Genomic DNA, 25,512 nt, shown 5'->3' with positions numbered 1-25,512 from the left:
TAATTTAAAATTATCATTTTTTCCAGTAGGTTCTCGTACCGTTGCTGGTAAGGTATGAACCAGTGGGTACCTGTGTTAATATTAATATGAATGTCAGTAAGTCCACTGAGGATGCCATGGAGTTAAGCAGGATGAGTATTTTTAATGGTTGTGACAATATACCCAGAACTCCAAGAACAAGCGGAATTATTACTGATATGATTAAAAAGGGTGCTATAGTGATCATAAGATACCTTGATCTTTGAATCTCTTCTTCTGAGTAAACAAAACCTCCCAGGGGAGTAATGCCGGCGTATGTTTTTTTAGATGAGACAAAGTCAGGAACTAAAATCAGGTGCAGCAGTTCGTGGAATATCAGAAGTATCAGAAATCCTACAATAATCCGCAGGTCAATGTTTATCTGGAAGCCATCCTGAACTATGCCAAAATCTGCCAGTGTAACGGGCTGCTGTACAACAGCGAAAATCGCGATAGTTAACATTAAATTCAGGATCATCAGGGGTAGTGAAGCAACTATAGCGCTAAAAATATCTCCGGGTTCCTTAAGCTGAACCCAGTTATTCTCTTTCAGAGAATCATGTCTCTGAGAGTTCACCAGGGGTATTTTCCTGCTTAATCTTATTTTATTACCTTCATTTTTTGCAGCACAATCTTTTGCAATATTGTATCATACTATTTACAGGACAGTATAAGATGGCTTATTCTTTGAAAAGCTATCAACTTTCAAGATAGAATATGTTTATCTTTTCCTTTTTGACTAAATTATCTGTGTCTCTTTTTAAAGGGAGTGGTAACACTTATCAGTTATCAATAAGAATGCCATGTTGGGTTCGGTAAATGTCATCATCAAAATCCATGGGTCTGTGGTCAGCAACTTCCATTGGTGTAGGAGCAATGGTTGGTGCCGGAATATTTTCGATCTTCGGCGTTGCGACACAGATTGCCGGTAATGCTGTGTACATTTCCTTTTTGATTGCAGGCTCTGTTGCTCTCCTGAGTACTTATTCCTTTGCAAAACTTGGTGTTACTTATCCGTCTGCAGGAGGACCGGTGGAGTTTCTTATAAAGGGTTTTGGTGACACGGTATTAACCGGAGGATTGAACATTCTTCTGTGGACTGCCTATGTGTTCGGACTGGCACTTTATGCCAAAGGTTTTTCATCCTATGCAGTAACTTTTCTGCCTGCTGGCTCATCCCAGATATGGATCAATATATTAGCTACATTGATAATAGTCCTCTTTACAGCTGTCAATTTTCTGGGTTCCAAAGCCGTAGGAAAATCCGAGTTATTCATTGTTTCCATTAAGGTAGGAGTGTTGCTGATCTTCGCCACGGCGGGGCTTATCTTTGTCAGCCCGTCAAATCTGTCTGTGGGTTCTTTTCCCGCCACCTCTCATATTTTCTACGGAGCAGGGATAGTCTTTCTTGCATACCAGGGTTTCAGTCTGATAACAAATGCTGCTGAAGACATGGAAGATCCCAAAAAAACACTTCCAAAGGCCCTTTATCTGAGCGTACTGATAGTGATCTGTATCTATGTGCTTGTAAGCCTGACCGTGGTTGGAAATCTCTCTATTTCACAGATCTCTACAGCTAAGGATTATGCGCTCGCTGCAGCTGCAAAACCTTTCCTGGGGTCGGCAGGATTCAAGATAATGGCAATTGCTGCATTGTTCTCGACTTCCTCAGCCATCAATGCGTCTTTATACAGCGGAGCTAATGTGAGCTATCTTATAGCCAAAAAAGGTGAACTTCCTGTGGTATTTGAAAGAACTATCTGGAAGAGAAGTACCGAAGGTCTTTTCATTACAGCAGTTCTGGTTATACTATGCACTAATTTCCTTCAAGTGGAGGGTCTGGGGATGATTGCCAGTGCTGCTTTGCTTATAATTTATGTGGCCGTTAATATCGCACATCTGCGCCTGTATCGGGAAACTGGCGCAAGGCCGTTTCTTATATGGGCCTCTCTTTTGAGCAGTGTTGTTTTCCTTGTGGTCCTTGTATATTACCAGCTGGGAAAATCGGCAATGACTTTAATCTTACTCGCAGCCATAATTATTCTTTGTTTTGTTACAGAGTGGGTATATAGAAGCTACTCGGGAAGACCCCTGAAGAAAAGGAGGGTATAGCTGTCTCTTTAGCATAATATCAGTGGAGTGATGATTTGTGACATCTGCCAGTGGTCAATCCCGTTCCGGGGGAAGAATTGGGTACCTATCTTCGGTTTCAATAGGTATCGGTGGAATGGTCGGGGGAGGAATATTCGCAGTCCTTGGTATTGCAGTCCAGCTCAGCGGTAAAGCTACTCCGATTGCATTTTTTATGGCGGGAATGGTGGCACTGGTGACCTCTTATTCCTACGCAAAGCTGTCAGTAAAGTTCCCTTCAGAAGGTGGAACCGTGGAATTTCTGAACCAGGCATTCGGTGAGGGTATACTGACCGGTGGAATGAATGTCCTGCTGTGGCTGAGTTACGTTGTTATGTTATCCCTGTATGCCTATGCATTTGGAAGTTACGGATCTGTTTTCTTCCCGGCCTCGGCCCAGACCCTTATGAAACATGTACTCATAAGTGGTGTAGTGATTCTTCTTACTTCCCTGAATATAATCGGCTCCAGGGTTGTAGGCAAGGCTGAAGAATGGATAGTCGGTTTCAAACTTGCCATACTGATAACATTCATAGCCTTCGGTATAAGGGGTGTCGGTTCGCAACAATTATTCTCGCTTGCAGGATCCGGTCCTCTGCAGCTTCTGGCAGGGGGTATGATCATTTTCCTTGCATACGAAGGATTCGAGCTTATAGCAAACACGGCAAAGGACGTGGAAGATCCGGGGAAGACACTTCCACGTGCATATTATACTGCAGTTGTTTTTGTTATTATCCTGTATGTTCTGATAGCAATAGTGACCGTGGGCAATGTGTCAGTTGATACTATCGTGCAGGCAAAGGATTACGCACTGGCGGTTGCAGCGAAACCCTTCATGGGAAATATCGGTTTCAGTTTAATTGCGGTGGCGGCACTTCTGTCGACTGCCTCTGCGATCAATGCAACACTCTACGGAGCTTCCCGGGTAAGCTATATCATTGCCAAGGATGGTGAATTGCCTCCATCACTTGAGAAAAAGATATGGAACCGCCCGGTTGAAGGACTGCTTATAACCAGTATTTTCACTTTAATCATAGCGAATATATTCGATCTTTCAAGTATCTCCATAATGGGAAGCGCCGGCTTTTTACTGATATTTGCCGGTGTTAATGCTGCAAACCTGGTACTTTCCAGAAAGACTAACAGTTCAAGGGTTCTGTCTGCTACGGGAGTGTTTGTCTGTATCGTAGCTCTCATTGCGTTGATATGGCATACTGTTTCCGTATCCTTCAATTCCATATGGATATTGATCGTGATGGTTGTCTCATCCTTTGCGGTGGAAGCTGTTTACAGAAATATTACAGGCCGGGGAATAAAAAAGATACATAAGAATAACAGATAATTATAGTCCTTCATCTTCTTAAAGCTGGCCATAGCAGGCCACCTGACGATCTTTCTGGCACGCACCAGGGGTCCTTTCTGGTCTATCAAGCCTGCAGGAATCCTCTTCTGGTCTGCTGTGGTAACAAAGTTCCTTGCAACACTGGTTGCGGTGTATGGCTTCTACATAAATCCTATCGGCTGGAAATTAGCCGGATTCATATGGATCTATGCCCTTGTAGCCTTTGTGATCACCGATTTTCTGAAGGTCCGTTTCTACAGGGTACTGGACCACAGAGGTCTGATATTCCATCGATGACAGTCCCGCAGCGTTATTAATTTTTAATCATGAGGGTCTGCTGATTCTGGTAATGCTTTTATAGGATATGATTATATTTTACTGTGATACCATGAACAATTTACTGACTACTCCAACGACTAAAGTCGTTGGGTTCTATTGAACCCTTAAGAAGTCTCTACCTTGTACAAGGTTGAGCAATTGCTGATTCATCGTCGGAACTTGCAACCCAGTTACAGAACTGGTTGTAGTGGTTCCAACTTCACAGCCGTTAATTCCCGCGAGCCTCACGGTATCCTTGTATGCTTTAGATTTCCTGAGGATGTTGACCGCAGCGTTGATATCTCTGTTTAAAGAAGATTTACAATGCTCACACTCAAACACCCTATCTGCTAATTTTAGTTTTGTCTTCTTCTTCTTTCCACATACCGAACATATCTGAGAAGTATTCTTGGGATCAACCTTTTCAACTGTCTTTCCTTTCTCAGCAGCCTTGTACTCAGTATGCTGGACAATCCTTGACCATCCTGCATCATGGATAGACTTGGCTAGTCTTGAGTTTTTGACAAGGTTTTTAATTTTCAGGTTTTCGAATACTATCAGGTCGTACTTCCCAACAAGCATCTTGCTTAAACAATGTGAGAAATGGTTTCTTGCCTTTGCGATTTTTCTGTGAATCCTGTTCACTTTTTTCTTTTGCTTTCGGTAGTTCTGGGAACCATATTCCATTCTTGCAAGTTTTCTTTGTTCGATAGCTAACCTTTTCTCTGCTTCTCTGAACAACTCAGGTGGTTCGATGAACTCACCATCTGATGTTGCTATTAATGATTCAAGACCAAGATCGATACCTATCATGGTTACTGGTATAATTGGTCCAGGATTATCAGGAATTTCTACTGTTACAAAAGCAAACCATTTATTTCCTTCTTTTTTTATGGTACAGGTCTTTGGTCTGCCCTGAATAATATCATTATTGATATCGATCTTGATCAGATCATTTTTACTGGTTATCTTTGACAAAAACAGTTTGTTTCCAGTTAGTTTCCATCCATTTCCATATTGTTTATAGGTGAAACTATGGTAGCCTTCCTTTCCCTTGAATTTTGGATGTCCTCTGGGCAGGATACCATCATATTGAATGAATTTTGAGCTATTTTTAGATGGGATCGAATACGACAGCTTTCCCACAGGAACGTCTTCTCTCTTAACAAAAGTGCCTCGTTTTGGTTTACTTCCTTTAAGTCTACCGTTCTTGATATCATCTAGAAACTTGAAATATGCCTGTTGTACTCTTTCAAACACATTTAATCTTACTTGAGAATGTATATTATTAGTATATTCATAAAATTTGAGTTGTTTTTCGAGTAGTCTTGAATCCGGATATAGTCCATATACATCAAACAGTTCAACTCTGCTTGAAAGCAAATCGTTCCATAGTCTTCTGCAGGTTTCCATTGTTTCTTCCAACTTTGCTTCTTGTTCAGGAGTTGGATGAATAGAAAACCTGAGATTTCTACAGTTCTGATCTTCTTTTCGGACCATACATTCACCTAAAAACAACAACAATATATTGATTTCTTATTATTTTAATGTTACTTTGAGTGTTTGCTTTTTTCGATAGATGGAGTAGTTGAACGTTGTTACGATGAGTTAATCAAAAACCAGTGGGGTACGATTCATCCCAGGTCTGAAGAACCTGGGCTTTCTCTACCCCTACACCCCGTTAATCGTAAAATTCTTCATACTCGCAATGTTCGTCGTGTATATCTTCGGGCATTTCCTAGTCTGAAAGTGCACACTCTTTTTATCGATATTGTTATGCAGATGCGCAATCTTAATATGTGAACAATCCCAGTTAGCAGTGTTTATCATCCGTCTGTGCGGGGGTTGCCCAGCCTGGCCAAAGGCGCAGGGCTTAGGACCCTGTCTCGTAGGAGTTCGTGCGTTCGAATCGCACCTCCCGCACCAGTTTTCAAATTTTTATATCTAGAGCTTGCTTACCGGAGCAGCATCTTTGCGATAATGATCAAAGAGCTCCGTTGCCCATTCAAGAGCTTCGGGATTGGAGCATAGCATGTGCTTGATATCGACTTCTTCCTCTTTTGTTAGCAGGCGCAGTAGCAGAAGATAGTCGTTGTGTGCAATAACCTGGAAACCCATTTTTTCCGGGTAAACATAGAGTTTGAAATATCCGCCGTCTATGAGTTTCTGGAAATGTTCCCTGTGGTCTTTTTGTATCTTTTCAAAGACATCTTTATGAACGATTATATTTACGGTAACCTTTTCACTGGTCATTTCATGGAAAACCCTTGGATAATCGGGGTGAAAAAAGGAAGTAATGACAAAGAAGTTTTCTGAGATGAAGGTGGTTTCGACCACATCCTGGTTCAATTGATATGACTCCGTAAGTGAGAGCTTTACCTGCTCGCATTTCCCCATCTCCTTTATTCTTTTAAGCAGATGTGGGGGTATAAAATCGAGGTTGTGACTTCCCCAGTAGTCGGTATTGCCATCAAAGACCTCAATGGTACTCAGTAAACGGAAAATTTCATCAAACACTAACTTTCCCACTGAGGTCAGATCATAGGAGTCATCCGACCGACTTATAAGATAATGGTCTTCAAGTATCTTTATTTGCGGGAGTAATGCCTGTCTGCTTGTATCAATTGATTTCAGAAGCTCTTCCATTTCTCTGGGACCATCCTGGAGTAACAGGAGTATATTTTTTCTTTTGTCGGATGCAAACACTACATCAAGCAACGGTTTCTTCATGTTGTACAACTCCTGCGAAAAGATTTCCTTTTTGTATCAGTGGTCCCGATAAAAAGATCGGTATTTACAAGAAGTAACTTTAGTAAATATAACTTGCGGAAATTAATTACTATAGTTAATATTTTAATATATTATTGGAATGAGTATTTTTATATAGTATCATCACACACACAACAACATTATATAAAAATGCTTCAATAAAATTTTATTGGATATAGTTATATTTTTTGTATGTGTCTATGGTCCTGCTGAAAAAGGAAGGGTGTAACATTGACAAAACAAAATTTTACGGGTGGTAGTGTGTCGGAATTCAGGAACATTGATACTACAGATAAACGGCGTTTTCAGGATATTTTCCTCCGATCGATGGATGCGATCGTCTGGTCCGCAACTTTTCCCGATCTTAAGCTACTTGACATCCGTGTTTCTTCAGGTAACAGTTTTGACCTTGATCTCCGGCAGGTCATGGGCAATAATGGTCTCTGGGACGGATCAGTCCATCCTGATGATATGGATAAAGTAGAATATGCTGCAAAACAAAGAGAAAGCGTTGGCCATGCTTCGGTTGAATATCGTGTGCTAAGGCCTGATAACAGTATTCTATGGGTACATGAATACTCTGAAATTGTCTATGACATGAACAATAAACCCTCACATGTGGAAGGTATAACCACGGATATAAGTGAGCGCAAAAGAGCCAAGGACGAGCTTCGTAACGGAGATGAACGATTAAGAAGCCTTGTCTCAATTCTGCAATACGATTCCGGTTCAATTCAGGACTTTCTTGATTTCGCACTTGATGAAGCGATAAAACTCACTCAAAGCAAGATCGGTTACATCTATTATTATGACGAGTATAAAAAGGAATTCAGCCTCAATACCTGGTCAAAGGATGTTATGGAGGAGTGCGCAATTGTCGAACCCCAGACAATCTATAAACTGGAGGATACCGGCATATGGGGAGAGGCCGTCAGACAGCGCAGGCCGATCATAGTAAATGATTTCCAGGCTGATAACCCATTGAAAAAAGGTTACCCTGAAGGTCATGTTGAGCTATATAAATATATGACCGTGCCTGTTTTCAAAAACGGAAAGATAGTTGCTGTTGTAGCTGTTGCGAACAAGGAATCGGATTATAATGACAACGATGTACTGCAACTGACCCTGCTAATGGATTCGGTCTGGAATGCCGTAGAAGAGAAAAAGGCTGAAGAAGCCCTGCAACAGAGTGAGGAAAAATATCGTCAGGCTTATAATGTTCTGCAAGGCCTGATCGAAAGCCCTGAAAATGTAGTGATATTCGCCCTTGACAGGGATTATTGTTATCTTGCTTTCAACAAAAATCATCAGGCTACAATGAAGAATATCTGGGGTTCCAGGATTGAAACCGGAGACTGCATGCTGGATTACATCACAGACCCCGATGACCGCAAAAAAGCGCAGGAAAATTTCGATCGTGCACTTGCAGGTGAGGCATTTACACTCATCGAGGAATATGGTGAGAGCTCACACAACAGGCGCTGGTATTCAAACCTGTATAGTCCTCTTAAGGATTCAGAAGACAATGTAATCGGTCTTACTCTTATTCTATCGGATATAACAGATCGCAAACGCGCCGAAGAACTTCTCAGGGAGAGCGAGGAGCGACACAGACTTCTGGCTGATAATTCCTCGGATGTAATATGGACAATGGATCAGGAAGGCAGGTTTACGTATGTAAGTCCCTCTGTTGAAAAACTTCGTGGCTACAAGCCTGAGGAGGTAATGCGACAAAAGCCCGATGAAATCCTGGCTCCTAATTCCCTGCATCATTATGTCAAAGGAATGGAGTTAGCCCGGAAAGCGGTTTCACAGGGTGAACTGTTCCCATCACAACGATTCCAGCTTGAACAGCCCTGTAAGGATGGTTCTACCGTATGGACGGAAGTTACTATCTCCGGGATGTATAACGAAAGCGAGGATTTCATCGGTATTCTCGGTGTCTCACGCGATATTACCGAGCGCAAAAGGACCGAAGATGCATTGAGGGAAAGTGAGGCATCCCTTGCCAGATCCCAGGAGATCGCTCATGTCGGAAGCTGGACGCTGGATGTGGCTGAGGACCGTCTCACATGGTCTGATGAAGTATATCGGATATTCGGGCTCAAACCCCAGGAATTCGAGGCAACTTATGAGGCTTTTCTGCAATGCGTACATCCAGATGACCGCAGAATTGTGGACGATGCCTATTCTGATTCATTGGATCATGAAGAAGAATACTACAGTGTTGATCATCGTGTCATCCGCAGGGATACCGGAGAGGTACGCTATGTTCAGGAAAAATGTATCCATGAAAGGGATTCCAGCGGAAATGTTATTCGCTCTGTAGGTATGGTGCAGGATGTTACCGAAAGCAAACTCGCAGAAGAGAAACTGCTCACATACGCACATGAGCTGGAAAAGAAGAACAGGGAACTTGATATTGCTCTGATACGAGCCGAGGAGGCCACAAGGGCAAAAAGTGAATTCCTGGCAAACATGTCCCATGAGATCAGAACCCCCATGAACGGTGTGATCGGCATGACAGGGCTGCTGCTGGATACCGAACTTACCGACGAGCAGAGGCACTATGCCGAGACTGTCAGGGTAAGCGGGGAATCCCTTCTTGATATCATCAATGATATCCTTGATTTCTCAAAGATAGAGGCCGGTAAGGTCGAAATGGAAACTGTAGGTTTTGACCTGCAAAGTGTGCTGGATGACTTTGCCTCCATTATATCCATCAAGGCCCATGAAAAGCAGCTTGAATTCATATGTGCTGCGGCTCCTGATGTTCCTGTCTGTGTTCGTGGTGATCCCGGACGTCTGCAGCAGATACTCACCAACCTGGCCGGAAATGCGGTCAAATTCACGGACGAGGGTGAGGTGGTCGTGCATGTGACCCTTGAGTCCCAGACCGATTCTGAAGCCACACTGCGTTTCTCTGTAAAGGATACGGGTATTGGTATATCCGGGGAGAAAATGGATCTCATCTTCGATAAGTTCAGTCAGCTGGATAATTCCACGACACGCAAGTACGGTGGTACAGGGCTTGGGCTCACCATCTCCAAACAACTTGTTGAGATGATGGGTGGCAACATGGGTGTTGAAAGTGAAGAAGGCAAAGGTTCTGAGTTCTGGTTTACGGTAAGTCTGGAGAAACAGGGTCGATCAGACCGAAAGGAGACAAATACCGAAGAGGTCAAAGGTGCCAGGATCCTGATCGTGGATGATAATGCCACAAACCGTGAGATCCTTTATAAGCGATTGTTTTCATGGGGTGCAACTGTAGAAGAGGCAGTGGACGGTCCGACGGCATTACAGGCCATCTACCGTGCCCTCGATGATGAAAATCCTTTCCAGACCGTGATACTGGACATGCATATGCCGGGTATGGACGGGGCGACCGTTGCAAGAATCATCAAGTCTGATGAGAAGATAGCGGACACCGATCTTATCATGTTAAGTTCTCTGGGACAACACCCTGATATCCGGAATCCGGGAAAGAGATACTTTGAAGCTCATCTGACAAAGCCTGTTAAACATACGGAATTGTTCAATGTATTGTCCAATGTCCTGGGAAGAAAAGAACAGGATGTTGAAACCGTTTCCAGTGATACTGCAGTTTCGGACTCAGCAAAGCATTACAGTCTGAGGATATTGCTGGCAGAGGATAATATAGTAAACCAGAAAGTAGCCCAGAGCATGCTCCAGAAGATCGGCTATCGTGTGGATACAGTGGCAAGCGGTTCAGAAGCTGTAAATGCCCTTGAGATGTTGCCTTATGACCTGGTCTTCATGGACGTACAGATGCCCGGGATGGACGGATTCGAGGCTACCCGTATAATAAGAGACCCGGATTCTGCGGTCCGCAAGCATGATATTCCTGTCATCGCAATGACCGCACACGCCATGAAAGGAGACCGGGAGCGATGTCTGGAAGCCGGAATGGATGACTATATCGCAAAACCCGTTTCTCTGAAGTCACTCATGCAATTAATGGAAAAGTGGAGACTTGCAATACCGCAGGAAAAAGCAGCTTCCAGCCCAATTCAGGAGAAATCCGATGATATGTCCGCCCCCGGCGTCTTTGACAGGGATGCGCTTATTGAAAGGGTAATGGGTGAAGAGGAACTTGCCAGAAAACTGATCGGTATTTTCCTTGAAGATATGCCCGGACAGGTAAGATCTCTCCGGGAGAGCATAGAGAACAACGATGCTGAAAAAATAAGCTGGTATGCTCATAAGATAAAGGGCTCTTCAGCCAACATCGGTGCCATGGCTCTGAGCAATATAGCTGCAAAAACGGATGAAGCTTCCAGGGATGGTCGGCTGGATGAGGTTTCCACTCTACTCCCTGAGCTTGAAAAGCAGTATAATTTGTTGGTGCAGGAATTGAAGCTTTTCTAATAGCTGCAATTTCTCCCGTATATTTGGTAGTGTTGCTGCTTACTAAAAACCTTTATATCAAATTAAATCTACCAAATATTATATGAGAATTGATATATTTAGTATTGTTATATTTATTGTTTTTTTGCTGTCTGTACCTGTAGCTACAGCAGAATACAATTATGAAGAGGTAAAAACCATTGTCTACGAAGCCGGAAAAGAGGCACAACCCGGTTTCACTGAAGATTTTGCATGGTATGGCGAGGATCAAGACCATGTGGGAGTAGTAGGTTTCTGGGAGAATGGTCCTCTGAAGGATGAGATGAAGAGTGTGGATTACTGGGATGTAGATGATCCGATGATCATGATGACAGGGGAAACGACTGACCAGTCCGGATACAGTCTAAGTTCTGCATCATTCACAGCTCCGACTCCCGGGGGAGAACAGGTCTATGTTACTATAGAAGGTCATTATCTTCCCTTATCTGAGATCGAAACGGTAGCTGATAACATATTTATCAGACTTGTGGAGGAATCTGCTGCAAGTGGCGTCCTTTCAGGAACGGTGAGCAGTCCGGAACCTCAGGTAGTTGAACATACAGAAGAAGACATCAATGAAATAGTGATTGCTGCCGCAAAAGAGGTCAAGCCGGATATCAATGATAATGGGGTCTGGTATGTGGGTGACGATAAACACCTGGGTCTGGTCTATTTCTCGGAATCTGATCTTGAACCTGAAATGAGAAGTATTGATTACTGGGATATGGATGAGCGGATGTCCATGTCTGAAAATCCTGAATGGACGGTAAGCAGCGATATTATGTTCAATGCTCCAAGTCCCTATGGAACCCGTGTTGTTGTAACCATAGATGGCTATAATGTTCTTTTGCCTGAGATCCAGCCTGTAGCCGAGAACATCTTCAACACACTTGTAGAACAGTCTGTCGCAAGTGGTGCCATTGGTGAAGGAATAGAGGAGGATACAACTTTACAGGAAGATCTGATAGAAAATTCTATTGCAGATGCAGAAGATGATTCTTTGCAGGACCCGGTTCCAGAGGACATCCCATCTCTTACAGATGATGATACAGAACCTGAGGATACTGGATTCATAGAATCTGATGACGAACCCATGGATATTGATGATCTGTTTTTAGTGTATGATATTCTGGAAGAGGAGGGAATGGTCCGGTATGAAGGCGAGGTAGACGTAGAGGATATCGATAAGCAGGATATCGAAGATCTTCAGAACATCCAGATGAACTATGTCCTTCCAGAAGAATTTGTTGAATCCACGCAGGAGCAGGCCAAGATCATCGATATGATAAGAGGTGAAAGTTCTGAGGATATCGACAAACTTGATGAAATGGACACAGGTGTAGAACAGGAAGTGGAATCCAACAGGGCTGTAATCAAAGACGTCTTTGGAGAGGACTTTACCTTTGAGGAAGGCGAGCCAGTAGAAGTGGGTGGCGGTTCGGATTACGAAGGAAAGGAGAAAGTTGCCGAAAAACTCACTGAAACGATCTATCTTGATGCTATTGACAAGACCAGAAAGGAAAGCATGGAAAAACTCAAGACCGGACACGAAGCAGCTTCATTCTTCTCAGATACTTATGGTGACTCTAAGATAGCAAAGAACTTTGAGAAAATGGACAAGCTCAACAGCGTGAAAGAAGAGGTTGACAAGTACTATGGTGCCTACAAGGACACTGAAAAGCTCAGTGAGATGAAAGGGTCCTCGGGTACCACTGCAAAAGCTCTCTATGTAGTTACAAAAGGTGGACAGGAAGTTGCTGACAAGATACCTGTGGTTGGTGATCTTGTAAAGACCGGATTGGAAGTAACTGAAAAAGTGGTTATGATCCTGCCTAAACTTGACAATGCAATAAAGAACAGCGATGCCAGGCAGGGAGTAATAACAAATGGTCCAATAGGAACTTCCACACCCAACGCATTCCTGGATTCATACGGTAAAGTTACACAGACCTCAGACGGACCCTCCTATTCAATGCCCTATACAGATGAGAATGGGGAAGGACATGAGGTAAGTCCTGATCAGTGGGTAAAGGTCACAAGAAAAGATGGAACTTATTACATACCCACGGACGAATGGGAAAACCCGATAGGCGATGTTGCTATTAAAGATTCCGGAAGCAGCTGGAAACCCTGGAAATGGGATAATTGCCAGGTGGTCAAACGCAGCAATCCTGCAATAAGCTACAATAACGGGGAGGAATACGACTTATGAAGAAAAGAACAGTTGCAATAATAGGAATAGTACTGTTGTTCCTCCTCTTCTCAGGAGGGGATGATGATAGTACTTCTGTTGCTGACAGCACGGAATGGAATTCCATGGTCTCGGACAGTTATGATGTTGACAGGGCTGCAAGCATGTCAATTTACGAATCCCTGACTTTCCAGGGGATTGATGATGCTGTGGTAGAGGTTACTGATGAGCAGGTACTTGTCAGATATGACCAGCCATCAGTTAAATCAGACACCGATGCACTTCTCACTTGGCTGTATATAATGGGAGTAGCGGCTGAAACCGCACCGGATACGGAATTGGTGATCATAGAGATGTATGACGGAAATGATCCTCTCTACGAGGTCACTGTGCAGACGGCTGATATTCAGGATTATCTGGATTCTACTACTACTCTTGATGAGTTCAGGAAAAAGGTGGATGTAAAGGCAGTAATGTAATTTCAGGAGGATGACTATGGGAATAATTGGCTCTATTGCAGACAAAGTTCTTGACGTTCTGGATGCCGTGGTGGATGAAAAGGCTGCACGTATGTCTAAAGTGAATGGCAGAGGACTGGAAGTCAGGGGAGTATGGGAAACAAAGGAACTGTTCATCTACGGTTCCCCTCTTACTCCTGAAATACTGGATGAGCATGATATTTCCCGGAATGCGGATAAGTTTCACTGGGGTGATGATTCAGAAGGCTCGGAGATGGCAGCAATTGCCATTCTATTGTGGTTCCTTGAAAAAGATGAGGCACTGGCAAGAAAGGATCTCTTTCTCAGGGATTTTGTCATGGAATTTCCTCAGGAGGACTTTGAACTTCTATACAACTATGTCGGCTGGCGGAACAGGAATACTCCAAGAAAATACTACAGGCATGAATCTGTGATGGACGAGCCACCCGGCGATGATGATGACTGATGTGGATTTAAAGCACAGGAAAGCAGGGGTGGTGTTTTGCATCCATATGCTTTTAGATATCTGTCATAACAAATTCCAATATGCATAAATCCGGGACAAAGTAAAAGCAGGTGATTTTGCAGTGTCCATTGACTGGAACTGATTTTTTGTAATTATTCTAGTTGCAGCATGTAAATAAAATCGGGAGAAATCTCCCGGTCCGATCAGAAGTAGATTATTTTTATATGACGTAGGCCTTCAGTGGAGGGAATCCATTGAATGCGACGGAACAATAGCTTTGTGTATAGGCTCCTGTTGTGAATATGTATACTCTGTTTCCTTCTTTGAGAGTATGCGGGAAGGTATATTTGTGATCCTCGTAGAGTATATCCATACTGTCACAGGTGGGGCCTGCAAGGATAACCTCTTCAGCATATCCTTTTTTCTCACAGTATATGGGATATTTGATGCACTCGTCGAGCGTTTCTATGAGTCCGCCGAACTTTCCGATGTCGAGATACACCCATCTGTACTGGTTCAATCTTGCCTTTTTTGATACCATCACAACTTCACTCACTATTATTCCAGCATCAGCGGTCAGGGATCTGCCGGGTTCTATGATAATTTCCGGGAATTCGTCTCCGAAATCTTCGTGTATGAAACGGTATATTTCCCGGGCATATGTTTCAATTTCATTTGCGGGGGACAGATATTTAGCAGGGAAACCACCACCTAGATTTATCATCTTGAGTTTTACTCCCTTTTCGGCTACAGCCGTGAAAAGATACTTGCATTTTGAAAGTGCGTTGTCCCATTGTCCTATATCACGTTGCTGGGAACCTACGTGGAAGGACAGGCCGTAGGGCTCCAGCCCCAGTGAATGGGATTTGAGGATAAGCTTATATATTATGTCTGGATGGGCACCGAACTTTCTGGAAAGCGGCCAGTCCGCACCGTCACTCTCAGTAAGAACCCTGAAGAACACCTTTGAACCGGGCGCATTTTTTGCAAGTTTTCTGAGGTCGCTTTCGGAATCCGTGGCAAATAGTCTGATTCCTTTCTCATAAGCATATGCGATATCCTTCTCCTTTTTTATTGTGTTACCATAGCTTATACGCTCAGGACCAACGCCAAGTTTGAGCAACTGGTCAACCTCATAGATCGTCGCGGCATCAAAGCTGGAACCTCTGTCCCGAAGTGTACTGATGACCTCATCCATCGGATTTGCCTTTACTGCATAATGTACCTTGACAAAAGGCATGTACTCGATTATCTGGTCGTACATGTTTCCGATCTTTTCCAGGTCAACTATTAGGAGCGGTGTCTCCTTGTCTCTGGAAAAGTTTTTGATCTTTTTAAAATCCCTGGCGGAAATATAGTCATCCAGGGGGAATCCATACTTCTCTTTTTTCATTTTCACTCCATTTTATAGTAATAATTGCATTATATGGTGTAATAATCAAGTTAAAATTAGTTTAAATATGTATGATTTATAATTTTTAGTTTATAAGATTTTAAACAGCTCTAATTGTGTTTTAAGTATTTATATCTAATTATTACTAAAACTTCAGCAATATTGGCAACTTAAAATCATTTTTTAAAATTATGGATCAGTCATGTATATTAAAATTAATTTATCCATTATTGATCTGTCAAAAAACTCTGAAAAATGCTCAGAATATGATTTCAATAAAATTCAACATAAAAAAGTGTAATTAGATTATTTATTCTCAAAATAATCTATAAAAAAGTCTTTATCAGGTAATTCTTGCATAGATTCATCTATCATAATGATTTCTGATAAAAAGAGTGTATACTTTTTGTCTATGATGGTCAGATCCGGATTTTAAATTGGATCCGGATTCGACACTACAAGAGAAGATAATATTTTGTGAATATCTGTATTCTTCTGTGATTCATCCCTTCAATGGATTCGTATCAACAATATGAAGTCTGGCTACAGACACAAAATAATCTATGATATCTTCTCGCTAAAAAAGGCCCTCGAAGCTTTTAATTGGGAGATTACTTAGATGATCCTCCCCACTTGCCGCTTGAAGTTTCCATTTCTGTTTCTTCTGCGGCTTCCTCAAGTTCTGCCTTCTCTTCACTTGCTTTTTCTTGGAGGGCTTCTGCTTCTTCTTTTGTTTCTTTCCTTAGGGCTGATCCCTTCTCTTTGATCATTTTGCCGGCTTGCTCAGACTTGCGCTTGGCCTTTTCAGCAACCTCGTTGCTTGCCACCTTGGCTCTCTCTACAGCTTCAGGTATCTTACTTGCGACTTCAGGGATCATGTCAATTACGCTGCTATATCTGTGCTTTCCGGTTATGCTCAACAGCCTGACATCATCTTCAGCTATGACAACAAAGGCAATTGGTTCCATGTTGACGCCTGCATAACCTCCGCCGGCAAATCCCTGGCTTTTTTCCTTATTACGTTCTCCACCAGCGCTTCCATATCCTGCAGACATTTTAATTACTGGCATTACTGTTTTCCCCGCCCATGTAAAAGGTTCTCCGAGCAAGGTTTTAGAATTTATTATGCTTTCGTTCTCGTCTGTGATCTCCTTCATTATGTCTTCTACACCCATATAACTCCTCCCAGTATGGAATACAGACGTTTTTCTCTATATTTGGTATATGTTCTTACTTCTTTAAAAGTGAATCGAATCTTCTCGATATTTTTTACTATCTGTAGGCAAAGAAATGTATTCACAAATATGATAAAATTTGCTTTTAAGTCCTCTCGTCCTGATTTATAAATCTCCTTTCGATAAATCCGAATCTGTAAGCCGCATCTTCTGATTAGATGTTCAGTCGGCGGAAAAAATTAAATCGTTTTTATCCAATATATTCGAATAAGTTCTTGCAGATCTTATGCATCTGCAGGTACTGTTATATTACCATTTGTGACTGTACTGGTGGTAGTAGTTCCTTCTTCGGAGGCAACGGTTACTGTACCATCAAAGAACGGGTCTTCATCGGATCCGTACTGGTAAGTTCCCGCCTCGTCAAAGGTATAGCTGAATTCTTCGCCTTCATCAAGTTCACCGGAATCGAATGTACCATCATCTGCCACTACACTGTGAATTGTGTTATCTTCATTTGTCCATGTAACGGTTTCACCAACGGAAATTTCTGTCTCGGCAGGAGCAAATCCATCTCCATCAATCGTGATCATGGTTTCTCCATCTCCCATCATTTCCTCATCATCCATGGTATCGTTCTCTTCCTCCATCATGTCTTCTATCATTTCTTCTTCACCCATGGTATCATTCTCTTCCTCCATCATGTCCTCTTCTTCCAACGTTTCTTCTTCGTCCATGATATCATCCTCTTCTTCCATCATGTCCTCTTCACCCGTCATCTCTTCATCACTTGGCACTGTAGTCGGCTGGTCCACAGGTGTTTCATTTTCAACTGGCTGATCTTCTGTGTCTGTGCATCCGATAGCTGCAAACACAGCTAACATTACTACAAACAATATCAATAATTGCTTTCTCATAATTACCCCCTTCCTAAATAAATATATTAAATTAAGTTCTGTTTTCAGGTTAATAATATCACCTGAAAACAAATTCAGTAACTCTTATACTCTTGAATTTTCTTATCTACTTCTCCGGATTACATAGCTGACACTATAGAAATTAAGGATAATTCTGATTAATAAATAATTTATAAATAATAAAAAAAGCTTGTAGGCAGCAGTTTTAAAAATTGCTGCCATTCAAAGTCTTACTCTGCTGGTACTACTACTACGTCTCCATTTTCAGATTCCATGGTTTCATTGTCCATTGAATCATTATTCATGGAATCATTTCCCATCATGTCTTCCTCAGCCATCGAAGGTGGCAGTATTACAGCATCTATGACATGAATCACACCATTACTGGCTACAATATCTGGCTGTACGACATTTGCATCGTCGACCATTACATTGTCATCAGTGACATTAATGGTGATCATTTCACCCTGGACGGTTTCAAGTGTGGTCCCGTCAGTTAGATCGCTTGCCATGTATTCACCAGAAACCACATGGTAAGTAAGCACTTCGGAGAGCTGTTCTTCATCTTCCATTAATGCATCAAGTGTTCCCTCAGGAAGCTCTTCAAAAGCGTCGTCCGTTGGTGCAAATACCGTGTATGGCCCTTCTTCGCTAAGGGTTGCATCTAATCCGGTGGTTTCAAGGGCAAGTACGAGTGTATCAAAAGAACCTGCGTCAATCGCTGTTTCCACAATGTTCATTTCTTCGTCTTCAGAATCTGTCATTTCTTCTTCAGCGTCGCTTACATTTTCTTCGATATCCTCTTCCGCACCTGTTATCTCTTCTTCATCGCCTGTAATGTTTTCTTCTGTTGTCGGCTGGTCTTCTGTGTCTGTACATCCGATAGCCGCAAAAACAGCTAGCATCACCACAAACAATATTAATAATTGCTTTCTCATAATTAACCCCCTAATTTACTTCTGCTCCCAATTATTCTGGTCACTGGAATCTTTTAAGTGAACTCATCTACTGTAACTTTAGAAAGCTGAGAAGCATCCGGACCCTGAGTCGCAAACGATTCTTCAATTCCCAGATCCTCATCCTCTACATCCATTTCTTCGTCATCTTCCATCTCATCTTCACCTTCAAGGTCTGTACATCCGATGGTCAGGAACATGCCTACAAGTAATGCAAATATTAACAATGCTTTTTGCATTAATTAACCCCCTTATTATAACACTATGTCAATTGTATTTTATAAGTCTTTTTATTTGATCACATGGCTTACTGCATTTGGTTATGTAAATCTTCTATGAATTTCATATATAATTGAACATTTTATTCCTTTGAGCCATTTAATATTTACTGCCTGTTGATGGCGTAAATTGCAAGATCTATGTTTTATGTACTGCATTTGATTAAAACAAGTAATATTGTTTTGAAACATAGTTACTTAATAAATAACAATTTAAAAAAGTTGTTTTTGAAGTTCAGGTTTTATCTCATCCATCCGCAGGTACTACTGTGGTGTTCCCGCTTTGATCTTCCTGCAGGGCTTCCCCGCTTTCTGTGATGGTGATCACACCTTCAAGCGATGGGTCCTGGTCGGAACCTTACTGGTGAATTCCGGTATCATCAAACGTATAGCTAAACGATTCACCTTCTGCTATCTCTCCTGAATCAAAGGTCCCGTCATCGGCAACTACACTCTGTGCGGTAGCACCTTCATTTACCCATGTAACGGTTCCACCGACAGGGATTTCCATCTCCGATGGATCATAACCCTCTTCACTGATTGTTATCTGATTCTCGTTTCCATCTGATATTCCGATGTCTTCAAGGATCTCATCGCCTGTGACTTCTTCCTCTTCGATAATATCAGTTTCATTAGTTACCGGCTGGTCCTCGGTATCTGTACATCCGATAGCTGCAAAAACAGCTAGCACCACTACAAACAATATTAAAAATTGCTTTCTCATAAATTAACCCCCCTTACGTTATTTGTATACTGGTGGTACTTTATAATTGTTTTTATTACATGACTTTGTTCTTCACATGTAGTTTTAATTTATTTGCGTTGTTAATACTCATGCATTGTATGTGATAAGTTCCTGTGCCTTTTTTTACAGGTAGCATTGTTATCGAAAAAAACTTATCCTGCGAGCATCTTCTTTTTATTGATATTCACCAGGGGGAATTGAATATAGCTGATAATAGTAACAAGGTTCCTGAAAATGTTTCAGGTTCTTATTATGTCGATGAGGAATGTATAGGGTGTGAATTATGTGTAGACACGGCTCCTGATAATTTCAAGATGGCAGAAGATGGCACACATGCCTATGTCTACAAGCAACCAGAAGGTGATTCTGAGACAGAGTTGTCTGATGAAGCACTATCCAGCTGTCCGGTGGATGCTATCGGGGATGACGGTTAAAGACCTGATTACAGATTTTTGTCTATTTCCTAATTATCTGTATTGCCTACTGAATACTAGCTATTAAACAAATGACAAAAGACTTAATAACGGTACTAATCAATATTTGTCCATGGCAGACAGAGAAAAAAATGTGGGTTTTGCTGCCTCCTTAAATATTCTTTTCACTTTAATTGAGGTTGTAGGAGGACTTCTGACAAACAGTTTAGCCCTGCTGGCAGATGCACTTCATGACTTTGTTGATAGTTTTGCATTGATAGTTGCCTGGCTGGCAGAAAGGCAGGCAAAAAAACCTGCAACTGAAAAAATGACCTTTGGATATCGAAGATTGTCTCTTTTGTCTGCTCTATTCGCTGCTGTGGTACTTGTGGCAGGTTCGCTATTCATATTATCCCAGGCTATTCCACGTCTGCTTAATCCTGAGCCTGTAGATGCCGGAGGAATGATCGTAATCGCACTTATAGGTGTCACAATCAACGGTCTGGGATACTTCAGGCTTAAAAAAGGGCTAAGTCAGAATGAGAAAGTATTATCATGGCATCTTCTGGAGGACATTCTGGGATGGATAGTTCTTCTCATTGGAGCAGTGATCATGAGATACTGGAACGCTCCGATAATAGACCCTATCATGACTATAGGGTTCACAGCATTTGTACTATGGGGAGTTTCCAGAAACGCCAGGGAGACATTCAATCTTCTTCTGCAGGGTGTTCCCAGTCACATCGACACAGATGAGGTCAACAACCTGATCCTGTCGGTCAAAGGGACAAAGAAGGTCCATGATATGCACATATGGTCACTTGAAGGAGAAATAAGTATTCTGACAGCTCATGTTATCGTTGAGGATCAGTATCTTCTGCAGAACCCTGATGAAATAAGACAATTAATTAAAGATAAGCTGGAAGACTATGGTATAGAACATTCTACACTTGAACTGGAAAGTGAGGGTTCCTGTTCTAATAAACAGTGTGTCTTCAATTTAAATGAATGATCGTTTTCATATTTTTTTATACTAAATCTGGTATAGGACTCATTTACTTATCCAGTCTTTAGCTTCGGTGAGCTCTTCGTTGCTATATGTCTTTACCTGTCCCGGAATAACATGTTTGAAAAGTTCCATAGCGGTGATCATCCATTCCACATTGGATACAACTGCAATCTTTTCGAATGAAGTGAAGTTCTGCATATCAAGTTTTGCATCTTCCCACATAGCCTCTCGGCTAAATTTCTCAAAATCCGGACCCAATTGATAAAGTAAGCGAATCTTTTCGTAATCCTTCAATTTTTCCTCAATGGCAGGAGCCAGTATATTGTCATAATCTTCTCCTTTTACCACACCACTCAGGCGAACTGCTACAACTTTATCCGGCAAACCCTGTATTATCTCGATCATTTTACTCCCCTTTTGTTTTATATGCTTATTTTAGTAATAATTGTCGTTTCGAGGAATGCTCTGTCAATGGCTATACATGTCCTGTGGATATTCCGGGAAAAGAAAAAGAAAGTAATCAGAAAAAAGAAGGACCTGTATGGAACAGTTTTGCATAATCTGCCTTTATGGCGGCTTGCTTATCTGTCCATTCGTTTATGAGGTGAGATCAACTCAAAACTGCTTATGTACGGAAAATCGTGTCTGAATAACCTGGTTGCTTCATTTTTGTCGTTAGCATGTACCGGTACTTCTCTTAGTATCCTGTTACGTTCATCTTCCCAAAACCTTGCCCAATACAATTATTTTCCCCCATAGTTCTCTGGTATTGGTTTTTATATATTTATAAAATGACCTCTGCCATACAGGCACAGTTATCATTTGGTTTTGTTTCACTCCGTTACTTCACACCGAACCTATTCAGACATAGCACTCCCGGCGCCTCTGTCTGCAAATTAGAAAAGTAAATCGATTGTATTTAACCATATCTTGAATGAATTTCATACTGGATTATAATTTAAGCAAAGGTGTAATTAAAGTCTGACCTTTGTTATCATTACTTTGCTATATATTCTCCAGTGGAAATATGGGGGTTTATGCGGTATTTTTTTGATGTGTAATTATTTAATAGATATTTATATTATTGACTTGTATATATCGACCTCTTCACTATCTGGATTCCATTTAATATTTCTCTATTGAATAAAGGATTCCTGAGTACTGATACATTTTCAGGGAATATATAGCTCGAATGATAGCGAATCAATATGCTTTCCTTTATCATCAGAAAGTATTAAAGTAAAAGAATAGTCTCCGGCGGGAAGCTTTTCAATCTGATTTGAATAGTTGATTCCCTTTGAGAGGTCTTTGCCACCTTCAACTTCTATCTCGCTTGAAAAAAAGAAGTTATCTATCTTATTGCCGGATTCTTTGCTGACCACTTCACTGGTAACGGTATAGTTTTTCTGTTCAGGGGTCGGGTTGGCAACTGTAAAGTAAAGGCTCATGCTGTCCTGTAAAGAGATCTTTCTTTCTCTGGAAATATTGTCCTGCCTGACAATAAGGTAACCGTTTTCATATTTCCCGTCAAGGCGCAAAAGGCCGACATCATTTTTGTTGGAGCGATTTGTGAAATACACATGACTGTAGTTATGGTCCGTGCTGTCAACCAGATATATGGACCCATCAGGACTGCTTGAAGGTGCATCTTCTGTGATCTCTATGGTAAATGCAAGGTTTGTCAGCATTATTTCTCTGACAAGTCTCTCATTGAACTCATACCAGCTAACGGGTACGGCAATGTGTCCTTCTTTATGTGCGAAGAAGTCCTCTGTAATAGCACCACTGGGATCTGTCAGATATATACATTCTTCATCGTAACCAGTCGCAACAATAGCATGTCCTTTCTTCGCACCGGCAGGGTCAGTGTACTGGAACGCAAGCAAAACAGGCTGTCCTCTGTCAATATTTTCTCTTATCCGGGAATCGAAATTTTCAACATCGAAATTACCGATGTTAAAACCCCACACCGTTCTTTTTATTTGAATAGAACATTTTTCGCTGAAATAGTTCTCCAGTGAATTGTCAAATACATTGTACTGACCCTCGAAGGTCTCGTCATGTCCCGAATCGAAATATGAGGCAATTTCCCATGGTTCGATATTTCTGTTATTGTAGCTGAGCATCATTGAAAGACAGGAATAAAGGCACCAGCTTGTATCTCCCTGATCGTAGTAAGGCACAGGCAAAGCTGTCTTTACATTATTCCGGCTGTAGATGTCTGCGTGCTCTTTCTCAATATCGCCGGTAGCTGCAACGTTGCAGCTTACCAGCATTATACAGAGTACCTTGACCATAAAAGACAGGTCAATTCTTCGAATAATGACATGGTCCCCCTGTTCGCTCATACTCCATTTTCAGGCCAGACTAAATTTTTTGATCTGCTCCATGTCGTAGCAGGATATTTGCATAAGATCTGCCTGGTCTGATCAAATCAAAATTCTGGTCGGAAGTATAAATAAGTGTCTCTGCATGTCGATCTGCTTATGCTCATAATCATGATGTAAAAAAGATTGATTGTTGTCAGTAAGTTAATTGCCGGCACATATCTTTTTCTTATTTTTTACGGATATGTATAATTACTATTAAATCTATATGCAGCTCTGGTACTTGTATAATTTATATTGACATTTCGATGTCTCTGAACTTGCTGAAGCTTGATTGAAATGACCCCATCTGTAAGACCCAGGATACTAATTGCAGACGATGAGCCCATGAATGTTGAACTTCTTGAGGCGTATCTTAGTTCTGACTACGATATTATCACCGCATACGGCGGCCTGGAAGCATTTGAGAAGGCTGTGGTCGAGAGGCCGGATCTTGTCCTTCTTGATGTAATGATGCCGGATATGAATGGTTATCAGGTATGTGAGATGATCAAGCAGTCTGCAGAAACCCAGTTTATACCTGTTATTCTTGTGACTGCTCTCTCTGGAAGGGAAGATCGTCTCAAAGGTATGGAGTCACATGCGGATGACTTTTTGACAAAACCCATTGACGGACTTGAGCTTAAGATGAGGGTGATGTCTCTTCTGAGAATTAAGTCGTTGCATGACAGGATTATGTTCGAACGCGATCAGGCACAGAGCTATCTTGACGTTGCGGGGGTAATGATACTTGTTTTTGATAAGGACCAGAAGGTGACCCTTGTCAATAAAAGGGCAACAGAGATACTCGGATATGAAGAAAATGAGATACTGGGGAAAAAATGGCTCGACACTTTCGTACCTGAATATTTCCGTCCCACATCCCTTGAAAAATATCTGGATATAATGCATTCGGATAACGGTGATATCGTTTATTCGGAAGGACCTGTACTGGCCAGGAACGGAGAAGAAAAAATAATCTCCTGGTATAGCAAGTCCCTGAAAGATGACAACGGTCATACCGTTGGGGTCCTGAGTTCGGGTGAGGATATCACCCTTCGCAAAAAGGTAGAGGAATGCTTAAAGCACAGGACCACTGCCATGGAATCTTCTGTGGATGGCATTGCCATACTTGATGAACGCGGACACTATGTATATGTCAATGCCGCACATGCCAGGATACATGGATATGATAGTCCGGATGAGCTCCTTGGCAGATCCTGGAAGATGCTCTATGGGGAATCTGAGATAAGAAAGATATATGAAACTGTGATACCGGCATTTTCAGTGAAAGGTGAATGGAAAGGAGAATCCATTGGCCTGAGAAAAGATGGCAGCAGTTTCTTCCAGGAAATCTCCCTGACTGCTCTGGATAACGGTGTAATCTGCATTGTAAGGGACACCACCCAGCGCAAAGAGGCGGAAAAACAGTTGAAAGAGTATGCAGGGAACCTGCAATCGCTTAATGAAATGAAAGACCTCTTTACCGATATTCTCAGACATGATCTGCTGAACCCGGCAGGTATTGCAAAGGGATTTACCACTGTGCTTATGCAGGATGAGACTGATCCAGCCAGACTTGAGAGGCTCAAACTGATAAATAACAATATCAAAAGGCTGATAGATATGATCGAGTCTGCAGCTCAGTTTGCCAAACTTGAGGATCTTGAACATCTTGAATTCAAAGCCATGGATCTGAGATCGATACTATGTGATGTTGCTAATAACTTCGAAATGGAGCTTGGATCAAAGAACATCTCACTGGAAATGGATCTTGACAGGACCTATCCGTCAATGGTGAATCCTGTGATCGAAGGAGTTTTCTCCAACTACCTTTCCAACGCTATAAAGTACGGACCATCTGAAAGTATTATTAAAATTGAGATAGAAGACCTTGGGGAGGAATGGAAAGTAAAGGTGACCGACAACGGGGACGGTATACCGGACAGTGAGAAATCAGGGGTTTTTGAGCGTTTCAAACGTTTATCCGAAAAAAAGAAAGGTGTTAAGGGCACAGGCCTTGGTCTTGCAATTGCAAAGAGGACAATCGACCTTCATGGTGGAAGGGTGGGAGTCGATAACAATCCGGAAGGCAGAGGCAGTGTTTTCTGGGCAAGCATCCGGAAAGCATAATCTTCTTATT

The 25,512-nt window shown here is 41.9% G+C and carries 21 protein-coding genes and 1 tRNA gene; 11 read left to right on the top strand and 11 right to left on the bottom strand.

Going from position 1 to position 25,512, the window contains the following annotated elements:
- Nucleotides 1-13: 13 nt before the first annotated feature.
- Nucleotides 14-595 (bottom strand): DUF3267 domain-containing protein, encoded by a 582-nt coding sequence (locus tag HWN40_RS10270; protein ID WP_246275900.1) that lies wholly within the window; start codon nucleotides 593-595, stop codon nucleotides 14-16.
- Between the two features lie 242 nt (nucleotides 596-837).
- Between HWN40_RS10270 and HWN40_RS10265 the strand changes: the two genes are divergently transcribed.
- The 3 genes from HWN40_RS10265 to HWN40_RS13575 all read left to right on the top strand — a co-directional run bounded on the left by HWN40_RS10265 (nucleotide 838) and on the right by HWN40_RS13575 (nucleotide 3,787).
- The gene (locus HWN40_RS10265) at nucleotides 838-2,130 is read left to right on the top strand and encodes an APC family permease (protein ID WP_176965643.1); all 1,293 of its coding nucleotides are present in this window, start codon (nucleotides 838-840) and stop codon (nucleotides 2,128-2,130) included.
- A gap of 37 nt (nucleotides 2,131-2,167) precedes the next feature.
- Complete coding sequence (locus tag HWN40_RS10260) at nucleotides 2,168-3,490, top strand: APC family permease (protein ID WP_281361327.1); 1,323 nt, start codon at nucleotides 2,168-2,170, stop codon at nucleotides 3,488-3,490.
- Between the two features lie 117 nt (nucleotides 3,491-3,607).
- On the top strand, nucleotides 3,608-3,787 hold the full coding sequence (locus HWN40_RS13575; RefSeq protein WP_176965641.1) for a hypothetical protein: 180 nt from the start codon (nucleotides 3,608-3,610) through the stop codon (nucleotides 3,785-3,787).
- Between the two features lie 135 nt (nucleotides 3,788-3,922).
- Here HWN40_RS13575 and HWN40_RS10250 read toward each other — a convergent pair whose 3' ends face one another.
- Nucleotides 3,923-5,308: an RNA-guided endonuclease InsQ/TnpB family protein gene (locus HWN40_RS10250; RefSeq protein WP_176965640.1), complete on the bottom strand. Its 1,386-nt coding sequence runs from the start codon at nucleotides 5,306-5,308 to the stop codon at nucleotides 3,923-3,925.
- A 338-nt stretch (nucleotides 5,309-5,646) separates the two neighbouring features.
- Between HWN40_RS10250 and HWN40_RS10245 the strand changes: the two genes are divergently transcribed.
- Nucleotides 5,647-5,734 (top strand) — tRNA-Leu (locus tag HWN40_RS10245).
- An 18-nt stretch (nucleotides 5,735-5,752) separates the two neighbouring features.
- Here the strand turns inward: HWN40_RS10245 and HWN40_RS10240 are convergent.
- Complete coding sequence (locus HWN40_RS10240) at nucleotides 5,753-6,538, bottom strand: helix-turn-helix transcriptional regulator (protein ID WP_176965639.1); 786 nt, start codon at nucleotides 6,536-6,538, stop codon at nucleotides 5,753-5,755.
- A gap of 270 nt (nucleotides 6,539-6,808) precedes the next feature.
- Between HWN40_RS10240 and HWN40_RS10235 the strand changes: the two genes are divergently transcribed.
- The 4 genes from HWN40_RS10235 (at nucleotide 6,809) to HWN40_RS10220 (ending at nucleotide 14,120) form a co-directional block, all read left to right on the top strand.
- The gene (locus tag HWN40_RS10235; RefSeq protein WP_176965638.1) at nucleotides 6,809-10,966 is read left to right on the top strand and encodes a PAS domain S-box protein; all 4,158 of its coding nucleotides are present in this window, start codon (nucleotides 6,809-6,811) and stop codon (nucleotides 10,964-10,966) included.
- Between the two features lie 82 nt (nucleotides 10,967-11,048).
- A complete protein-coding gene (locus HWN40_RS10230) occupies nucleotides 11,049-13,196 on the top strand; it encodes a hypothetical protein (RefSeq protein WP_176965637.1) in 2,148 nt (715 codons plus the stop codon).
- Nucleotides 13,193-13,654, top strand: a complete 462-nt coding sequence (locus tag HWN40_RS10225) for a hypothetical protein (protein WP_176965636.1) — start codon at nucleotides 13,193-13,195, stop codon at nucleotides 13,652-13,654. The genes HWN40_RS10230 and HWN40_RS10225 overlap by 4 nt, the downstream gene beginning before the upstream one ends.
- Before the next feature lie 16 nt (nucleotides 13,655-13,670).
- A complete protein-coding gene (locus HWN40_RS10220; protein WP_176965635.1) occupies nucleotides 13,671-14,120 on the top strand; it encodes a DUF6166 domain-containing protein in 450 nt (149 codons plus the stop codon).
- 220 nt (nucleotides 14,121-14,340) lie between these two features.
- Here the strand turns inward: HWN40_RS10220 and HWN40_RS10215 are convergent, their stop codons facing one another.
- The 6 genes from HWN40_RS10215 to HWN40_RS10190 all read right to left on the bottom strand — a co-directional run bounded on the left by HWN40_RS10215 (nucleotide 14,341) and on the right by HWN40_RS10190 (nucleotide 19,560).
- Nucleotides 14,341-15,513 carry a type III PLP-dependent enzyme gene (locus HWN40_RS10215; RefSeq protein ID WP_176965634.1) on the bottom strand — a complete coding sequence of 391 codons (1,173 nt, stop codon included), beginning with the start codon at nucleotides 15,511-15,513 and terminating at the stop codon, nucleotides 14,341-14,343.
- Between the two features lie 611 nt (nucleotides 15,514-16,124).
- The gene (locus HWN40_RS10210) at nucleotides 16,125-16,688 is read right to left on the bottom strand and encodes a GerW family sporulation protein (protein ID WP_176965633.1); all 564 of its coding nucleotides are present in this window, start codon (nucleotides 16,686-16,688) and stop codon (nucleotides 16,125-16,127) included.
- A gap of 284 nt (nucleotides 16,689-16,972) precedes the next feature.
- Nucleotides 16,973-17,602: a cupredoxin domain-containing protein gene (locus tag HWN40_RS10205; RefSeq protein WP_246275899.1), complete on the bottom strand. Its 630-nt coding sequence runs from the start codon at nucleotides 17,600-17,602 to the stop codon at nucleotides 16,973-16,975.
- A gap of 230 nt (nucleotides 17,603-17,832) precedes the next feature.
- Nucleotides 17,833-18,540 carry a fasciclin domain-containing protein gene (locus tag HWN40_RS10200; RefSeq protein WP_246275898.1) on the bottom strand — a complete coding sequence of 236 codons (708 nt, stop codon included), beginning with the start codon at nucleotides 18,538-18,540 and terminating at the stop codon, nucleotides 17,833-17,835.
- Between the two features lie 53 nt (nucleotides 18,541-18,593).
- Nucleotides 18,594-18,797, bottom strand: a complete 204-nt coding sequence (locus HWN40_RS10195; RefSeq protein ID WP_176965632.1) for a hypothetical protein — start codon at nucleotides 18,795-18,797, stop codon at nucleotides 18,594-18,596.
- A 397-nt stretch (nucleotides 18,798-19,194) separates the two neighbouring features.
- Nucleotides 19,195-19,560: a cupredoxin domain-containing protein gene (locus HWN40_RS10190; protein ID WP_176965631.1), complete on the bottom strand. Its 366-nt coding sequence runs from the start codon at nucleotides 19,558-19,560 to the stop codon at nucleotides 19,195-19,197.
- A 218-nt stretch (nucleotides 19,561-19,778) separates the two neighbouring features.
- Here HWN40_RS10190 and HWN40_RS10185 point away from each other — a divergent pair, with 218 nt between their 5' ends.
- Together HWN40_RS10185 and HWN40_RS10180 are read left to right on the top strand one after the other, a co-directional pair.
- Nucleotides 19,779-20,015 carry a ferredoxin gene (locus HWN40_RS10185; RefSeq protein WP_425487353.1) on the top strand — a complete coding sequence of 79 codons (237 nt, stop codon included), beginning with the start codon at nucleotides 19,779-19,781 and terminating at the stop codon, nucleotides 20,013-20,015.
- A gap of 112 nt (nucleotides 20,016-20,127) precedes the next feature.
- Complete coding sequence (locus tag HWN40_RS10180; protein WP_176965630.1) at nucleotides 20,128-21,006, top strand: cation diffusion facilitator family transporter; 879 nt, start codon at nucleotides 20,128-20,130, stop codon at nucleotides 21,004-21,006.
- A 39-nt stretch (nucleotides 21,007-21,045) separates the two neighbouring features.
- On the opposite strand, the gene HWN40_RS10175 is transcribed toward HWN40_RS10180, so the two are convergent.
- Complete coding sequence (locus HWN40_RS10175) at nucleotides 21,046-21,408, bottom strand: SpoIIAA family protein (RefSeq protein ID WP_176965629.1); 363 nt, start codon at nucleotides 21,406-21,408, stop codon at nucleotides 21,046-21,048.
- A 767-nt stretch (nucleotides 21,409-22,175) separates the two neighbouring features.
- The gene (locus tag HWN40_RS10170; RefSeq protein WP_176965628.1) at nucleotides 22,176-23,351 is read right to left on the bottom strand and encodes a C39 family peptidase; all 1,176 of its coding nucleotides are present in this window, start codon (nucleotides 23,349-23,351) and stop codon (nucleotides 22,176-22,178) included.
- Nucleotides 23,352-23,669: 318 nt separating this feature from the next.
- On the opposite strand from HWN40_RS10170, the gene HWN40_RS10165 reads away from it, so the two are divergent.
- Entirely contained in the window at nucleotides 23,670-25,502 is a 1,833-nt protein-coding gene (locus HWN40_RS10165) for a PAS domain S-box protein (RefSeq protein ID WP_176965627.1), read from the top strand.
- Nucleotides 25,503-25,512 lie beyond the last annotated feature (10 nt).

The organism is Methanolobus zinderi (assembly GCF_013388255.1).
Taxonomy (GTDB): domain Archaea; phylum Halobacteriota; class Methanosarcinia; order Methanosarcinales; family Methanosarcinaceae; genus Methanolobus; species Methanolobus zinderi.
Note: the sequence above shows the minus strand (reverse complement) of the source record. Positions and strands in the feature narration are given on the sequence as shown.

Excerpts from the sequence above, each read along its gene's own strand:
- HWN40_RS10265 (WP_176965643.1), top strand. The coding sequence starts at position 838 with ATGTCATCATCAAAATCCATGGGTCTGTGGTCAGCAACTTCCATTGGT.
- HWN40_RS10250 (WP_176965640.1), bottom strand. The coding sequence starts at position 5,308 with ATGGTCCGAAAAGAAGATCAGAACTGTAGAAATCTCAGGTTTTCTATT.
- HWN40_RS10240 (WP_176965639.1), bottom strand. The coding sequence starts at position 6,538 with ATGAAGAAACCGTTGCTTGATGTAGTGTTTGCATCCGACAAAAGAAAA.
- HWN40_RS10230 (WP_176965637.1), top strand. The coding sequence starts at position 11,049 with ATGAGAATTGATATATTTAGTATTGTTATATTTATTGTTTTTTTGCTG.
- HWN40_RS10225 (WP_176965636.1), top strand. The coding sequence starts at position 13,193 with ATGAAGAAAAGAACAGTTGCAATAATAGGAATAGTACTGTTGTTCCTC.
- HWN40_RS10220 (WP_176965635.1), top strand. The coding sequence starts at position 13,671 with ATGGGAATAATTGGCTCTATTGCAGACAAAGTTCTTGACGTTCTGGAT.
- HWN40_RS10215 (WP_176965634.1), bottom strand. The coding sequence starts at position 15,513 with ATGAAAAAAGAGAAGTATGGATTCCCCCTGGATGACTATATTTCCGCC.
- HWN40_RS10210 (WP_176965633.1), bottom strand. The coding sequence starts at position 16,688 with ATGGGTGTAGAAGACATAATGAAGGAGATCACAGACGAGAACGAAAGC.
- HWN40_RS10205 (WP_246275899.1), bottom strand. The coding sequence starts at position 17,602 with ATGAGAAAGCAATTATTGATATTGTTTGTAGTAATGTTAGCTGTGTTT.
- HWN40_RS10200 (WP_246275898.1), bottom strand. The coding sequence starts at position 18,540 with ATGAGAAAGCAATTATTAATATTGTTTGTGGTGATGCTAGCTGTTTTT.
- HWN40_RS10195 (WP_176965632.1), bottom strand. The coding sequence starts at position 18,797 with ATGCAAAAAGCATTGTTAATATTTGCATTACTTGTAGGCATGTTCCTG.
- HWN40_RS10190 (WP_176965631.1), bottom strand. The coding sequence starts at position 19,560 with ATGAGAAAGCAATTTTTAATATTGTTTGTAGTGGTGCTAGCTGTTTTT.
- HWN40_RS10180 (WP_176965630.1), top strand. The coding sequence starts at position 20,128 with ATGGCAGACAGAGAAAAAAATGTGGGTTTTGCTGCCTCCTTAAATATT.
- HWN40_RS10175 (WP_176965629.1), bottom strand. The coding sequence starts at position 21,408 with ATGATCGAGATAATACAGGGTTTGCCGGATAAAGTTGTAGCAGTTCGC.
- HWN40_RS10170 (WP_176965628.1), bottom strand. The coding sequence starts at position 23,351 with ATGAGCGAACAGGGGGACCATGTCATTATTCGAAGAATTGACCTGTCT.
- HWN40_RS10165 (WP_176965627.1), top strand. The coding sequence starts at position 23,670 with ATGACCCCATCTGTAAGACCCAGGATACTAATTGCAGACGATGAGCCC.